This window comes from Microbacterium sp. ET2 (genome assembly GCF_030347395.1).
Classification (GTDB): Bacteria; Actinomycetota; Actinomycetes; order Actinomycetales; family Microbacteriaceae; genus Microbacterium; species Microbacterium albipurpureum.
Window position 1 is genome coordinate 2685208 of record NZ_CP128170.1, and the last position, 14083, is coordinate 2699290.

Here is a 14083-nt window from a genome sequence, read left to right on the forward strand (position 1 = left end):
TACACTCAGCCTCATGCGCCACGGCATCGTCATCCTTCCGCAGGAGCCCTGGGCCGAGGCCCGCCGGAAGTGGGAGGCGGCCGAGCAGCTCGGCTTCGACCACGCCTGGACGTACGACCACCTCTCCTGGCGGTCCCTCGCCGACCAGCCGTGGCACGCGACGATCCCGACGCTGACCGCCGCGGCCCTCGCGACCGCCACCATCGGACTCGGCACCTTCGTCGCGTCGCCGAACTTCCGGCATCCGGTGCCCTTCGCCAAAGAGGTGGCGACCGTCGATGAGATCTCGGGCGGGCGGATGCTGCTGGGCGTCGGATCGGGCGGCACCGGCTTCGACGCCTTCGTCCTCGGCCAGCCGGAGTACACGCCCCGCCAGCGCCACGAGCGGTACGTCGAATTCGTCGCCGCGCTCGACGAGCTCCTGCGGTTCGAGCACCCCGGATCGGGCGGGATCAGCTTCGCCGGCGACTGGTACACCGCCCACAACGCGCGGATGGTGGGGGAGCCGGCGCAGCAGCCGCGCGTGCCGCTGATCCTGGCGGCCAATGGTCCGAAGGGGTTGGCGCTGGTGGCCGAGCGCGGTGATGCGTGGGTGACGACGGGGCCCGAGGGCAAGCCCGTGGAGGAGTGGTGGCAGGCCGTCGCCGCCCTCTCGTCACGCCTCGATGACGCCCTCGACGCACGCGGTCGCAACCCGCGGACGCTCGACCGGTACCTCTCGCTCGATTCCGAGAGCACGTACTTCCTCGAGAGCGTGCAGAAGTTCGAGGATGCCGCGGGGCGCGCCGCCGAACTCGGGTTCACCGACGTCATCACCCACTGGCCGCGCCCCGACGGCATCTACGCCGGCAGCGAGGACGTGCTCGTCGAGGTCGCATCGCGGTTCTCCTGACCTCATCGCGTCCAGGCCCTCACCGACTTCTTCGTCGCCACCTTCCACGCCCCATCGAAGCGTCCGAGGGCGAGCTCACCTCTCCGCTCCTCGCGGGCATGCAGGCACCCGTACAGGAACGCGGCGCGCGGCGACGTCTCGGCGGCCGCCAACTTGCGGATCCGCGCACGCATCACCACACTGTCCTGGAACTCACCGAGCTCCTCCTGCACGTCCTCCATCCGCGACGCGAAGAGCGCGGCGGGTTCTCCGAAAGCATCCGTCAGCGCTTCGCCGGCGTACCGCGCGCGCTTCGCCGCCTTCCGGGCTTCGTGGAGCGCGAGGTCGCGTTCGCCCGGCGTCTCGGCCTCGCGGGCGTGGGTGACTGCGGTCCGTACCCGGGAGAGGGCCTTGCCCGCTCGTCGAGGCAGCACGCGTCGAGCGCGCTCGCCCGCCCTCGCGCTCAGCGGTGGATCGTCGACGAAGCGATGCAGATCGTGGACGAGCCGGTGGTACCGGGCGGAGTCCAGGGTGGCACGCAGCCCCTCGTGCGCCGTTCGATGGGCGTCATCCATTCGCTCTTCGATAGACGCAGCTGCGTCCGCTGCTGCCTCCTCCTCACGGATCGCCGCGGCGATCTCCTCACGCATCACCTCGGCGTCGCGTGCCACACCGAGTTCGCCGGCGAGCCACTTCAACTCGGTGCGCAGATGCGCGACCTCTTCCGCGCGGAACATCGGCGCAAAGGTCTGCAGCAGGCTTCGCAGCCGGCGCGTCGCGACGCGCATCTGATGCACTCCTCCAGGTTCGTCGAGCCGCGCACGCGGCTCGTTGTGGAGGATGGCCGCGACGTGCGCGCGCGCACTGAGGGTGAGCACTTCTCCGGCTGACGGCATGCGCATCTCCTTCGATCGACACCGCGCCGGCCCCGCATGACCATGAGTGCATGCCAGGGTGGGGCCGTGAAACTCTATTCTGACTTCGCGCCGCAGCGAACGCGCCAGATCATCGCAGATACTCTCGCGCTCGCCGCGATCGTTCTTTGGATCTGGTTCGGCATCGCCGTGTACTCCGCCGTCGCGGCCCTGGCCTCTTTCGGCGTCGACATGCAGCGAGCAGGCAGCGGGTTCCAGGAGTCCATGACCGACATCGGCGACCGGCTGGCCGACATCCCGCTCATCGGCGGGACCGTGCGTGCGCCCTTCGACGGCGCGAGCTCGGCCGGGACGGCGCTCGAGCAGGCGGGTGAGAGTCAACAGGCGCTGGTGCAGCAGCTGGCGCTGACGCTGGGCCTGGGGATCGCGCTGATCCCGACGATGCTCGTGCTGGCGATCTGGCTGATCCCTCGCATCCGCTTCATCCGGCGGGCGCGGCGCGCCCGGGTGGTGCTTCGCAGCGGCGCGGGCATGGACCTGCTGGCCCTGCGCGCGCTCGCGAATCAGAAGCTCACGGCTCTCGCCGCAGTGCATGCCGACGCCTCGGGAGCGTGGCGCCGCGGCGACCCCGCCGTCCTCGCACAGCTCGCAGCCCTCGAGCTGAAGTCGTCGGGTATCAGGATTCGGCCGACGACGTAGTCGCCGGTGACGGTGCCAGGAGTTTCTGCACGGCCGCACGAGCCGCGCGCTGCCGCCGGGCCAACTCGGAAGCGTCGCCCGGCGAGCGTGCGATCGTGGTGAGTCCTGCCGGTGAGAGTTGCCACGACTGCGCGATCGCGTAGATGAGGACGAGCAGGTCCGGGCCGGTGAACGGCGCAATGGCGGCAGGAGTGACCGCGGAGGCCTTCTCGACGAATTCGCCGAGCGCTTCTTCAGCGGGTTCGGGGCGCTCGAGTTGCGCCCACATGCTGATGCGCAGCGGTTGCGGATTGGTGTGGTGGTAGGAGACGAGATCCGAAGCCCAGTCGGCAAGGTCATCGGGGCGAGGCGGAATCTCGGCGTTCATCGTGGTGATGGCATGCCGGAAGCAGCTGTCGAACAGTCCGCTCTTATGACCGAAGTAGGCGTAGATCATGCGCACGCTGCAGCCGGCTGCTCGCGCGATCCGGTCGACCCGCCCGCCGGCGAAGCCCACCGCGGAGAACTCGTCGCAGGCAGCCTCCAGGATTCGCGCACGGGTGGCGTCGGCGTCTCGCGCATGTGCTTGTTCGTTCCGCTCCGACATTTCATCACCAGCCCTCTGTCCCGACTTTCACCTGCATGATCTTGCGCTCACCCTATTTGTAAATGTTTACTTACTTGCGGAGGTCATTATGCAGGAAGCAGTGAAGCGAGCGATCGAGATCGACCCGACGTCTTCCGCGCGACAACGCACGATCGACATCACCACCATCGGTGCGAAGTCGGGGAGGCCGCGTCGCATTGAGATCTGGTTCTACCGCGCCGACGGTGAGATCTACCTGTCGTCGACACCGGCACGGCGGGCCTGGTACGCGAACATCGTCGCTCATCCGGAGTTCCTGTTCCACGTCAAGAACGGGGTTCGCGCCGATCTCCGCGCCATCGGAACACCGGTCCGCGATGCGGAGACCCGGCGGCGGGTCTTCACCTCGATCGTCGACGACCTCAATCAACCGAGAAACCCGGCGGGTCTGCCCCAGCCTGTCGCGCCGGTAGCGGAGTGGATGAATGGCAGCCCCCTCATCCACGTCACTTTCCCCGAGGAGGCGTGAGCGGCATCCCCGTTCGCTAGAGCTTCTTCCTCCCGACCCGCTGCTCCGCCATCTTCCGCACGACGTCGAGCGCTCCGGGAACGTATTCGCCCCAGGCATCACCGACTTTGGCGAGGTCCAGCTTGCCGGTGTGCACCTGTTCGCACAGGCGCATCCATCCCTCGCCCATCGCGACCGTCAGTGCGGCCGCGACGCTCGCGTTCACCGCGTTGCCTGCCCCCGGGATGAGCTTGAGGAAGCTGCGGGCGAGGGCCTGCCCCGAGATCTGCACGCCGAGCTGCGCGAGTGCACCGGCTGACATCATCGTCTTCAGTTCGAGGTCGTAGATTGCGGCGATGCGCCCCATCATCCCGAGCTGGATCGGCGCCAGGGCCAGCGCGTCGCCGACGGGAATCGGCGTCGCCGCGACGCCGGCGGCGAGCCCTGCGGCGCCGGTGATGATGGGTCGGGCCATCTCGCGCTTCCAGGGGAGGTTGAGTCGCTGGGCGATGCGAAACGCATCCTTCGCGTCTGCGGGCGACAGCGCGAGGGTCTCCGCGACGAGATCACCGAGCCCGTGGCCCGTGCCCTTTCCGTCTTTCTCGCGCGTGGAGGTGGGCATGACCCGGGCGAACGGGATCGTGATCGGCCGTCCGCTCTCGTCGACCGGGTTCTCGAGCCATTCGATGAACTCGCGGGTGCCCTTCGTCGGTCGCCGGCTTCCCTTGAGCGCGTTGCGTTCCCAGTCGACCTTCGTCAGTACCAGGATGACCGGCAGCCCCCGGGCATCCAGCTCCTGGATCATGTCGATGTCCGCACGCGTGAGCCTGTCGTCATCAGCCTTCACGCAGTACCAGACCACGGCGATCTGCTCGTTGCGCGGGTGCTGCTCGATGGTCTTCAGGTGGTCGCGGAGCTGTTCGCGCGGCGGCACCGCCGAGCCGATCTCGAAGCCCTCGATGTCCCAGATGCCGAGGGAATCGTCGTGGTAGTACCGCACGCCCTTCGTGACAGGCAGACCTTTGCCGACCGCGGCCCAGTCGCGCTGGAACACCGCGTTCACGAGAGAAGACTTTCCTACGCCGGTGTTGCCGATGACCGCGAGATTGAACCGGCCGTACCGTGACTTCGCCTCGGAGGTCGCCTCGAGGAACGGCCGCTGGTCGATCTGCGGCTTCTTCGTGGGCGGGTCGGCGGCCATGATCGAAACCCTACGCGCGAACGGTCATCAGCGAGTGTGCGGCTCGGCTGATTCCAAGCGATGAAGAACGAGTGCCGCGACCGCAGCGACCGACTCTGACGCATCGATCCGCACATGCGGCCCCCGCCATGGCTCGAATGCCTCGGCTCGAGAGCGGATGTCGCGCCACGACGGCTCGCCGACGTGTGCGAGTCCGCGCTCGCGGCCTTCGAGTCGGCGCTGGTGCTCGGCGGTATCGGCGAGGTTGAGCACGAAGAAGTGCAGCGGCGTGCCGGTCGCCGCGCTCGCCCGTCGCCAGGTGTCGCGGGCCGCTTCGCTGTCGTTGACGGCGTCGACGACGACGGCGCGGCCGAGCCTGAGGTTCTGTTCCGCGGCGGCGCGAACCGCTTCGTAGGCGGCGACTCCGGTGGTCCATCCCTTTTCGAGCCCCGATGCGAGGAGGGCGTCTTCGACGCTGTCGATCGAGAGGTGGACGGCACCGAGTGTGAGGGCGACCTTTTCGGCGACGGCAGACTTGCCGGTGCCGGGGAGTCCGGAGATGACGACGAGCACCCTTCATTCTCGTCATGGGGCGGACTACGGTCGGTCGCATGATCACCGGCATCCACACCATCGTCTACAGCGATGACCCGCCTGCGACGCGTGCGTTCTTTCGCGATGCGATCGGGTGGGACTTCATCGAGACCTCGCCCGGCTGGCTCATCTTCGCCTCGGGTCCCAGCGAGGGGGGTGTTCATCCGCTCACCTGGCCGGGGCAGGAGAAGCCCTACGGCCAGCGTCATGAGATCTCGCTCATCTGCGATGACCTCGACGCCACACTCACGGAACTGCAGGCGCGGGGAGTCTCGTTCGATGCTTCGACGGTCTGGGAGCGCGAGTACGGTCGCGGCCTCGACATCCCGGTGCCCGGCATCGGGGCGCTGATGCTCTATCAGCCGAGCTACGCGCCGGCGTGGGAGGGCGGTCGCCGCTCAGACGGCTCGGACTGAAGCGATCGCGCGAACCCGCCTGGCCAGCGCCAGAGCCCGGTCGTCGACGCGAGATGGGGTCGGCACCTGATCGGTGACGAAGCCGAACGCGACCCCGGTTCGGGGATCGGCGAAGCCAAGACATCCCCCCGCGCCATCGTGTCCGAACGCGTCTGCGGTTCCGAAGTCGAGGTCAGGGTCGGGCTTCTGGAAGAGAACCCCGTACCGGGTGTGCTTTCCGAGCACGAGGTCATCGCCGGCCACGTGAATACGGGCAACGTCGTCCAGTGCCCGTGTCGAGAGGAGCGGCTCGCCACCGTCGGCGCCGATGGCGGCGGCGTACGCGGCGGCGATGCCGCGCGCGTTGCCGACGCCTGACACCGACGGAACCCCCGCCCGCACGAGCGTCGGCGAGTTCAGCCAGTAGGGCGCATCGTCGAAGGGCCGGAAGGGCGAAAACGCATCGTCGGCGAGCGTGTCCGATGACTCGACCGGCTCGACGAACTCGTCGGGTGGTCGCACGGTGCGGACCCGCTCCCGCAGCCCTTCCGGCGCCAGGAGCCAGAACTCGATCGAGCGACCCTCTGCGTAAACCGTCGCGAGGTATTCCGCGGCCGTCATGCCGACGACGCGGCGCACGAGCTCGTCCGTGAGTGTCCCGATCGTGAAGGCATGGTAGCCGTGCGCGGCACCAGGTTCCCAGGACGGCCTCGCCGCCGCCAGCGCCGCGGCGCCCGCCTCACCCGCCATCTGGTCAAGGCTCAGACCGGCCGGGAATCGCAGCAGCCCAGCCTGATGCGACAGCGCTTGCGCCACCGTGACGCGTTCCTTGCCGCGCGCAGCGAACTCCGGCCAGTACCGCCCGACGGGCTCGCGAACGTCGACGAGTCCGCGCTCGGCGAGGTGGCCGATGACGAGACCTGAGATTCCCTTCGACACCGACGCCACCGGCTGGATTCCGGAGGCGACATGCTCCGTGCTGGCCACATCGACGACCTTGGTACCGCCCGCGAAGACGACGAGGTGGAAGCCCCATCCAGGTGTTTCATCCGCGAACCGCGCCCCCAACGCGCCCACCTCGGCGAAGGCGCCGTCGAGCTCTGCGACGAGAAGGTCGGCCATGGGTCGGTCAGACTCCGACGTGCTGTTTGCGCAGTTGTGCTGGCTGGGTCCCGGTTGCGCGGCGGAAGCTCGTGCTGAAGTACTGGCTCGACTGGAAGCCACAGAGTTGCGCGATATCGGAGATCAGCAGGTCTGTCGTCGTGAGCAGGTGCTTCGCCTGCTCGACCCGGAGCAGGTTCAGATACTCGAGAGGTGTGAGATTCACCATCTGCTTGCAGTAGTGGACAAAGCGCGTCCGTCCGAGGCCGCACTCCTCTGCCATCCGGTCGACCGACCAGGGCTCCTGTGTACGCTCCTGGAGACGCTCGAGGAAGAGGCGCACCGTGCGTTCCGTGGAGGAGAGGTACGGGTCGAGCACCGGCTCGTGCTGCTCCAGCAGGTCGCTCAGCTCGATGAAGATCTCCGCCACGCTCGTCGCGAGGCGCGCCATCGGCTGGCTGCGCTCGCCGTGGAGCGTCCGCTCGAGGTTGTCGACCGCGGCGAGGAGGTTTTTACTCGCCCGCCACACCGGGCGTTCGTTGAGGCTCAACAGCTCGGTCAGTCGCGCGAGATCGGGCGCGGGGATGGGAAGCCACGAGGGCCACGTCCACTCCTGGTTCGGTCGGCGGACGTCCACGTCGAGGATGAACCAGGTCAGCCGCGACGATGACACGTTCGGCCGCCCGACACGGTGCAGCTGCCACGGCCGGGTGATGGTGATGTACCCGGCCTTGAGGTCGAAGTCCTCCCGCTCGCACGAGAACGGCACCGACCCGGCCGAGACGCAGGTGAACTCGATGCCCTCGTTGCGATGCCAATCGAGACCCCACGGCTGGTCGCTCGTGACCTCCCACGTGCCGACGTTCTTCAGCTGGGGAAGGATGTCCGCAGGCATGGGCTCGCCAGGGTAGGTGCCGCGGCCGTATGCCCACAGGCCCACCTCGCCGCTGGCGCCGGCATCGCGCAGCGGCGCGCAGGTGTCGGCGACGAAGGTGCCATAGGGAGAGACGAACTCCGCCGGACCGGAGGCGCGGACGCCCTCAAGGGTGAGCGTCGCGGGCTTCGCTGCCGACATCCGTCCTCCATCGTTGTTCACTGACCGACTTCGAAACTATGCGGGCGGTCGCTGCGGCCGCAACGAAACCGAGGTTCAAGATTCGTCACTGGCGAAATGGGAACGACAGAGGCCTCCTCCGTCCCATAGCGTCGAGCCCATGCCCGCGGCCACGACGGCCGAACTCAACGAAGAGGAGACTCCCGCGTGTCTATCAAAATCGGTTGCTTCGCACTGGTTGACCCGTTCTCAACCCTGGATCACCAGCTCGACCGCATCCGCGACTGGGGGTTCACATACGCCGACGTGACCGATACCGGTGACGGCGCCGTCCTCGGGAACCACTTCGGTTTCACCGCCGTGGCGAGCCTCGATGCCAACCCGTTCGAAATGAAGCGGCTGTTCGAATCGCGCGGCCTGCAGATCACCTCGTACTGCGCGCACGCCGACCTGCTCGACGCTTCCGCCCCCTGGCGCTACGGGACGGCAGAGATCATCAAGGCGGTCCGCGCGGCCGGTGCGATCGGCGTGCCGCACGTCATCACCACCGAGGGGGAGCCCGTCACACGCTTCGGCCAGGGACTCAGCCAGGAGGAGGCGATCTTCACGATCGCCGAAAAGCTCTACGAGCCGCTCCAGGTGGCCGCGGATTACGGCGTGACGATCCTCCTCGAGCCCCATGGCCCTATTACCGGCACGATCGACGGCACCTCGGCGCTCCTCGAGCGCATCGACTCGCCCGCGCTCGGTCTCAACTTCGACACCGGCAATAGCTGGCTCGCCGGTACCGACCCGGTGGAGTACGTGCGCACCTTCGGCGAGAAGATCCAGCACGTGCACTGGAAGGACCTCGGCGCAGAGTGGGAGGCCCGCCGAGGCGAGATCTACGGATGTGGCATGTCGACCATCGCCCTCGGCGCCGGCGTCATCGACATCGAGGGTTCCTTCCGCGCGCTCGAGCAGGCCGGCTACGACGGCCATTCGACGCTCGAAGTCGGCGGCGACGATGCCGTCCTGGGCTCGGCCGACTACCTCGTCGGGCTCGGTGCAACGAGATGACCCCCGACAACGAGTTCGGCATCGGCCAGGTCGGCCTCGGCTCGATCACCGGCGCACACCGCGAGGGCTACCGGATCTACGATCAGCCGGTCGTCGCCGGGTTCGACCCGAACCCCGAGGCACGTGCGCGGTTCGCCGCAGAGGAGCCCGGGGCCGCGGTCTACGACACCCTCGAGGCGCTCCTCGCCGACCCACGGGTCGGAGTGGTGGATGTCGCGACCCCGCATCACCGCGACACCCGCCTTCCCGTCGTCGAGCAGATCGCCGCGGCCGGCACGCCGATGCTCATCCAGAAGCCCCTCGCGTACAGCTACGCCGACGCGGTCGAGATGGCGAACGCGGTCGACCGTGCCGGCGTCACGGCGATGGTGAATCAGAACATGTGCTTCGTCCCCGGATCGCTCCGGCTCATCGACGCGCTCATGAAGGACCGCGTCGTCGGCGTCCCCTCGTTCGCCGAGGTGACTGTCCGCTACGTCTTCGACCTTCCCAACCACCCGTGGTTCGGCAAAGACGACAGGTGGTGGACCGGCGCGCTCACCGTTCACCACTTCGGGTTGCTGCAGCTCCTCTTCGGACCCCCCGAGACGGTGTACGCCGTCACCGGTCGTGACGTCTCGCAGCCCGGCGTCACGGTCGACGGCTACGGCCACCTGCTGCTTCGCTACCCGAACGGCATGAACATCGCGATCGTCTCAACCGGGACGTACTACGGAACCGACCCGATGCCGCACGGCAACGAGAAGATCTGGGTGCAGGGTCCGGAGGGGCTCGTCGACTGGCGACCCGAGGAGGGCTTGGCGATCTCACGTCGCACGGATGCCGGCATCGACGTGTCCCGCATCGAGTGGGATCGCGAGCGCAGATGGTTCCCCGACGCGTTCGGGCTTACGATGGCGCACTTCCGGCAGGCGCTCGCCGCCGGCGAGACGCCGCTGTGCTCGATCGACGACAACCTCCACGTGTCGGCGCTCATCGAAGCCGCCTACCGCTCGAGCGCCGAGAATCGGGTGGTCCCCCTTGCCGAGATCATGGGCGACCGCTGGAACCCCGACTACGGGACCGGGTGGTCGCACGGCTTCGGCCGGTGGGCCCCGCCCGTGGTCGCCGGAGTGCCGGCGTGACCGCGCTCGTCTGGAGGGAACGGGATGACGCCACCGCCGTCCTCACGACCGCAGACGGCAGACTCCTCGCCGACTACTCGTGGTCGTCGGAGAAGAACCACCCGTTCTTCTCGCACGTTCGGCCGCTGCAGCACGACGGCGTCCTCACGAACACCGCGCCATGGGATCACCGCTGGCATCACGGCCTGTGGTGGTCGTGGAAGTTCTTGAACGGGATCCTCTTCTGGGAGGACCACCCCGACTACGGCAATGGCAACGGCGCCCTCGGGCGCTCGTGGGTCACCGGTCACGACGTGACCGTCGACGACAGCGGTGTCCGGATCGACGAGACGCTCGACTGGCGCCCCGACCGCTCCGACGAGGCCCTCCTCACCGAGGTGCGGAGCATCAGGATCCACACTGCGCTCGACGGCATCGACGCGTGGGCGCTCGACTGGGACTCGACATGGACCGCGCAGGCGCCCGTCGAACTGACGGTCACCCCCTACCCCGAGCACTGGTGGGGCGGGTATGCGGGTCTCAATTACCGTGCGGCGCGGTCTATGAGTGAGGAGGAGCAGATCCTCGCGTCCGGCGGCCGGTCCGGCCGGTCGGCCGTTCACGCGGAAACGGGCGTCTGGGCGGCTCTCCTCGGCAATATCGACGGTGCGGGGACGGATGAGCCGAAGCTGCCGGCGTACGGCGGCGCCGCCCTCCTCGTTCATCCCGACAATGGACCCACGCCGCTCTACGTCTTCTCCGCCGCCGACGAATTCGGCTTCCTCGCCACCGCCCCGCTGATGCACGAGGGTCGTCAGCTTGCCGAAGGGGAGACCCTTCGCCTTCGGCACCGCGTGGTCGTGCTCGGACACGATGCCGACCACGACATCCTCGACAGACTTTCCCGCGCCTATGTCGGGGAAGAACCCGAAAACACCTGAACGACCCGACCCGAGAATCAGAAAGGTACGTCAATGTCGACACAGCCGAGAAGGGCCGCGGCACTCGCCCTGGCCGCCGTCCCCCTGCTCGTCCTCACCGCCTGCGCAGGCGGCGGAGCCGGCTCCGGCGCGACCGCCGGTGAGGACGAGGAACTCACGCTCACCGCACTCGACTACTACACCGACGAGCCGAGCCACTCGAACATGGAGAACCGGCTCCAGGCTTGCGCCGCCGAGGTCAACGCGACGGTCGAGCACCAGAGCGTGCCGTCGAACCAGTACAACGCGAAGGTGCTGCAACAGATCTCCAGCCGCAGCCTGCCCGACATCCTCATGGTCAACAACCCCGACCTGCCGCAGTTCGCCGAGACGGGCGCGCTGCGTCCGCTCACCGAGCTCGACATCGACACCAGCGCTTACTACGAGTCGGTGCTGAATGTCGGAAAGTTCGACGACGAGCTTTACGGTCTCGCGCCGAACGTCAACAGCCTCGTGTTGTTCTACAACACGGCGATCCTCGAAGAGGCGGGAATCGAGCCGCCGACGACGTGGGACGAGCTCCGTGCCGCGGCCGAGGCGCTCACCACCCCCGATCGATACGGTTTCGTGTACTCCGGTCAGGCCGGCACCGAGGGGACATGGACTTTCATCCCGTTCCTGTGGTCGAACGGCGGTTCGCAGCTCGAGCTCGACGCCCCCGAGGCAGTCGAGGCGCTCGACTTCTATACCAAGCTCGCACTCGACGGTTTCGTGTCGACTTCGGTCGTCAACTGGACGCAGGCTGACGCGAAGGACCAGTTCGCCGCGGGTAACGCCGCCATGATGATCAACGGCCCGTGGCAGATCCCGAGCCTGAATGACACCGAGGGGCTGGAATGGTCGAGCGTGCCTATTCCGGTTCCCGAAGCGGGGATGGACGTTGTCGCCCCACTCGGCGGCGAGCTGTGGACCGTGCCCGTCACCGACCCCGAGCGCGAGCGCCGCGCGGCGCATGTCGTCGAGTGCCTCAACAGCCCCGCGACCCAGCTCGAGACGGCGCTGACGAATAACACCGTGCCCAGCAACAAGGAGGTCGCGCAGGAGCTGATCGCCGAGATGCCCGACATGGAGTCCATTGTCGAGACCGTCTCGACCGCGTACCCGCTCACCGGCGACTCGGGGACCAAATGGCCGATCGTGAATGAGGCGATCTCCGTCGCCATTCAGTCCGTCATCACCGGACAAGCCGACCCCCAGACGGCCATGGAGACCGCTCAGACGGCGGTCAGCGAGTGACGCATCCGCTATGAGTCACGACATGCTGACGACTGACAGCACGAGCGCTCCCCGTCGCGTCACTGACGGGGCGGGGGGCGCTCGCCCGCCCGGTGGAGGCGCAGCCTCCCGCCGCACCCTCTCTCACCGCTCGCGCATGCGCCTGGTCACGTGGGCGTTCGTGCTCCCCGCCGCCATATACGTTCTGGTGTTCTTCGGGTATCCCATCGTGAGCAACATCACGATGAGCTTCCAGGACTTCACCACCGCGACCTTCTACACCGGCGAGGCGCCGTGGGTCGGATTCGCGAACTACGTGGATGTCACGACGTCAGGGCTGTTCGGCCGACTGACGTGGAACACCGCCGTCTTCACCATCACATCGCTGACCGCGACCTTCCTCATCGGTCTCGGGCTCGCCCTGTTCTTCAACCGCTATTTTCCTCTGAGCGGTGTGCTTCGCGCACTCATCCTCCTTCCGTGGCTTCTGCCGCTCATCATCTCGTCGGCGATCTGGCGGCGGATGATGGATGAGGAAAGCGGGATCCTCAACCAGGTACTCCGAGGACTCGGGCTGGACGGTGTTCCCTGGCTCACGAGCCCTGACATCGCTCTCTTCTCGATCATCATCGTGAACATCTGGGTTGGCATCCCGTTCGTGATGGTGATCCTGTACGGCGGTCTGCAGGAGATTCCGAAGGACTTTTACGAAGCCGCGTCGCTCGACGGCGCAACGGGATGGCGTTCGTTCCGGTACATCACCTGGCCGCTTCTTCGCCCCGTGGTCGTTGTCGTGCTGATGCTCGGCTTCATCTACACGATCCGGGTACTCGACATCATCCTGGCCCTCACCGGCGGAGGTCCCGCGAACGCCACCGAGACGTACGCCTCCGAGGCGTATCAGCTCTCGTTCGTGAACTTCCAGTTCGGCCAGGGCGCCGCGCTCTCGAACATCCTCATCGTCGTCTCGCTCATCGTTGCGGTGCTTCAGCTCCGCGCGAACAAGCGGGCGAGCGACCTGGCGGGATAGGACTCATGCCACGCACACTCACGTCGTACTCCCGCACCGTTTTCGGGGTCTTCATCGTCGGCCTGCTGCTGTTCCCCGTCTATTGGATGATCAACACGTCTCTCCAGGGCAACGAGAATCTGTTGCAGACCGAGTGGTTCCCGTTCCACCTCAGCCTCGAGGGCTACCAACGTGCGATCGACTCGCAACTCGGAAACCTCGGCACGAGCCTGATCGTCTCGATCGGAGCCGTCATCGTCTGCCTCGCAGTGTCGGCGCCGGCGGCGTACGGCCTCTCGCGGAACAACGTCACCACGAAGGTCGTCGCGATCGGTGTCGTGATCCTGCTCATCACGCAGATGATCCCGGGGATCGTTATCGCGAACGGACTGTTCCCGCTCTACAACAACCTCGGTCTGGTCAATACGATCCCGGGCTTGATTCTCGCTGACGCGTCGCACGGTATCCCGTTCTGCATTCTGCTCATCCGTGCGTTCATGCAGAACATCCCGCAGTCGCTCCTGGAGGCGGCCCGGATCGATGGTGCAAACGAATTTCGGTTGTTCGCGTCGATCGTGTTGCCGCTCAGCCGGAACGCTCTCGTAACGGCCGCCGTGTTTGCCTTCTTGTTCGCGTGGAGCGACTTCCTGTTCGCGCTCACCTTGACCAACGGCACGAACGTCACGCCGATCACCCTGAGTATGTACATCTTCGTCGGTGCGCACACGCAGAGCTGGGCCGCACTGATGGCAACGGCGGTCTTGGCCAGTATCCCGGCTGCTGCTCTCCTGGTTGTGGCGCAGAAGTACATTGCTGCGGGCGTCACTGGAGGGGCCGTGAAGTGATACGCGATCGGGGCGCTACACGTTTTCGGC

16 protein-coding genes are annotated in these 14083 nt (G+C 67.1%); 10 read left to right on the forward strand and 6 right to left on the reverse strand.

Annotation, left to right across the window (positions count from 1 at the left end; all coding sequences use genetic code 11):
- The first annotated feature begins 13 nt into the window (after positions 1-13).
- The gene (locus tag QSU92_RS13070; protein ID WP_289262576.1) at positions 14-892 is read left to right on the forward strand and encodes an LLM class flavin-dependent oxidoreductase; all 879 of its coding nucleotides are present in this window, start codon (positions 14-16) and stop codon (positions 890-892) included.
- A gap of 2 nt (positions 893-894) precedes the next feature.
- Here the strand turns inward: QSU92_RS13070 and QSU92_RS13075 are convergent, their stop codons facing one another.
- The gene (locus QSU92_RS13075; RefSeq protein WP_289262578.1) at positions 895-1767 is read right to left on the reverse strand and encodes a CHAD domain-containing protein; all 873 of its coding nucleotides are present in this window, start codon (positions 1765-1767) and stop codon (positions 895-897) included.
- 66 nt (positions 1768-1833) lie between these two features.
- Here QSU92_RS13075 and QSU92_RS13080 point away from each other — a divergent pair, with 66 nt between their 5' ends.
- Positions 1834-2445: a hypothetical protein gene (locus QSU92_RS13080; protein ID WP_289262581.1), complete on the forward strand. Its 612-nt coding sequence runs from the start codon at positions 1834-1836 to the stop codon at positions 2443-2445.
- Here QSU92_RS13080 and QSU92_RS13085 read toward each other — a convergent pair.
- Positions 2423-2941, reverse strand: a complete 519-nt coding sequence (locus QSU92_RS13085; RefSeq protein ID WP_422880381.1) for a TetR family transcriptional regulator — start codon at positions 2939-2941, stop codon at positions 2423-2425. The genes QSU92_RS13080 and QSU92_RS13085 overlap by 23 nt on opposite strands.
- Between QSU92_RS13085 and QSU92_RS13090 the strand changes: the two genes are divergently transcribed.
- Positions 2880-3539, forward strand: a complete 660-nt coding sequence (locus QSU92_RS13090) for a nitroreductase/quinone reductase family protein (protein WP_289262585.1) — start codon at positions 2880-2882, stop codon at positions 3537-3539. The two genes, QSU92_RS13085 and QSU92_RS13090, sit on opposite strands and share 62 nt — an antisense overlap.
- Before the next feature lie 16 nt (positions 3540-3555).
- On the opposite strand, the gene QSU92_RS13095 is transcribed toward QSU92_RS13090, so the two are convergent.
- Complete coding sequence (locus QSU92_RS13095) at positions 3556-4719, reverse strand: GTPase family protein (RefSeq protein ID WP_289262587.1); 1164 nt, start codon at positions 4717-4719, stop codon at positions 3556-3558.
- A gap of 27 nt (positions 4720-4746) precedes the next feature.
- Complete coding sequence (locus QSU92_RS13100) at positions 4747-5271, reverse strand: P-loop nucleotide/nucleoside kinase family protein (RefSeq protein ID WP_289262588.1); 525 nt, start codon at positions 5269-5271, stop codon at positions 4747-4749.
- Between the two features lie 38 nt (positions 5272-5309).
- On the opposite strand from QSU92_RS13100, the gene QSU92_RS13105 reads away from it, so the two are divergent.
- On the forward strand, positions 5310-5708 hold the full coding sequence (locus QSU92_RS13105; protein WP_289262590.1) for a VOC family protein: 399 nt from the start codon (positions 5310-5312) through the stop codon (positions 5706-5708).
- Here the strand turns inward: QSU92_RS13105 and QSU92_RS13110 are convergent.
- On the reverse strand, positions 5691-6809 hold the full coding sequence (locus tag QSU92_RS13110; protein ID WP_289262592.1) for a serine hydrolase domain-containing protein: 1119 nt from the start codon (positions 6807-6809) through the stop codon (positions 5691-5693). The two genes, QSU92_RS13105 and QSU92_RS13110, sit on opposite strands and share 18 nt — an antisense overlap.
- Positions 6810-6816: 7 nt before the next feature.
- Entirely contained in the window at positions 6817-7863 is a 1047-nt protein-coding gene (locus tag QSU92_RS13115) for a helix-turn-helix domain-containing protein (RefSeq protein ID WP_289262595.1), read from the reverse strand.
- Between the two features lie 186 nt (positions 7864-8049).
- Between QSU92_RS13115 and QSU92_RS13120 the strand changes: the two genes are divergently transcribed.
- From QSU92_RS13120 to QSU92_RS13145, 6 genes are all read left to right on the forward strand, one after another.
- Entirely contained in the window at positions 8050-8901 is an 852-nt protein-coding gene (locus tag QSU92_RS13120; RefSeq protein ID WP_289262597.1) for a sugar phosphate isomerase/epimerase family protein, read from the forward strand.
- Entirely contained in the window at positions 8898-10025 is a 1128-nt protein-coding gene (locus tag QSU92_RS13125; RefSeq protein ID WP_289262600.1) for a Gfo/Idh/MocA family protein, read from the forward strand. The genes QSU92_RS13120 and QSU92_RS13125 overlap by 4 nt, the downstream gene beginning before the upstream one ends.
- The gene (locus QSU92_RS13130) at positions 10022-10945 is read left to right on the forward strand and encodes a DUF6807 family protein (RefSeq protein WP_289262602.1); all 924 of its coding nucleotides are present in this window, start codon (positions 10022-10024) and stop codon (positions 10943-10945) included. The genes QSU92_RS13125 and QSU92_RS13130 overlap by 4 nt, the downstream gene beginning before the upstream one ends.
- A gap of 33 nt (positions 10946-10978) precedes the next feature.
- Entirely contained in the window at positions 10979-12220 is a 1242-nt protein-coding gene (locus QSU92_RS13135; RefSeq protein WP_289262604.1) for a sugar ABC transporter substrate-binding protein, read from the forward strand.
- 136 nt (positions 12221-12356) lie between these two features.
- Complete coding sequence (locus QSU92_RS13140) at positions 12357-13229, forward strand: carbohydrate ABC transporter permease (RefSeq protein WP_289262606.1); 873 nt, start codon at positions 12357-12359, stop codon at positions 13227-13229.
- Positions 13230-13234: 5 nt separating this feature from the next.
- Positions 13235-14053 (forward strand): carbohydrate ABC transporter permease, encoded by an 819-nt coding sequence (locus QSU92_RS13145; protein ID WP_289262608.1) that lies wholly within the window; start codon positions 13235-13237, stop codon positions 14051-14053.
- The last annotated feature ends 30 nt before the right edge of the window (positions 14054-14083 follow it).

What these genes read in the sequence shown, in the direction of transcription:
- QSU92_RS13070 (WP_289262576.1), top strand. Translation starts at nt 14, where the DNA reads ATGCGCCACGGCATCGTCATCCTTCCGCAGGAGCCCTGGGCCGAGGCC.
- QSU92_RS13105 (WP_289262590.1), top strand. Translation starts at nt 5,310, where the DNA reads ATGATCACCGGCATCCACACCATCGTCTACAGCGATGACCCGCCTGCG.
- QSU92_RS13095 (WP_289262587.1), bottom strand. Translation starts at nt 4,719, where the DNA reads ATGGCCGCCGACCCGCCCACGAAGAAGCCGCAGATCGACCAGCGGCCG.
- QSU92_RS13145 (WP_289262608.1), top strand. Translation starts at nt 13,235, where the DNA reads ATGCCACGCACACTCACGTCGTACTCCCGCACCGTTTTCGGGGTCTTC.
- QSU92_RS13140 (WP_289262606.1), top strand. Translation starts at nt 12,357, where the DNA reads ATGCGCCTGGTCACGTGGGCGTTCGTGCTCCCCGCCGCCATATACGTT.
- QSU92_RS13135 (WP_289262604.1), top strand. Translation starts at nt 10,979, where the DNA reads ATGTCGACACAGCCGAGAAGGGCCGCGGCACTCGCCCTGGCCGCCGTC.
- QSU92_RS13075 (WP_289262578.1), bottom strand. Translation starts at nt 1,767, where the DNA reads ATGCCGTCAGCCGGAGAAGTGCTCACCCTCAGTGCGCGCGCGCACGTC.
- QSU92_RS13110 (WP_289262592.1), bottom strand. Translation starts at nt 6,809, where the DNA reads ATGGCCGACCTTCTCGTCGCAGAGCTCGACGGCGCCTTCGCCGAGGTG.
- QSU92_RS13125 (WP_289262600.1), top strand. Translation starts at nt 8,898, where the DNA reads ATGACCCCCGACAACGAGTTCGGCATCGGCCAGGTCGGCCTCGGCTCG.
- QSU92_RS13090 (WP_289262585.1), top strand. Translation starts at nt 2,880, where the DNA reads ATGCGCACGCTGCAGCCGGCTGCTCGCGCGATCCGGTCGACCCGCCCG.
- QSU92_RS13115 (WP_289262595.1), bottom strand. Translation starts at nt 7,863, where the DNA reads ATGTCGGCAGCGAAGCCCGCGACGCTCACCCTTGAGGGCGTCCGCGCC.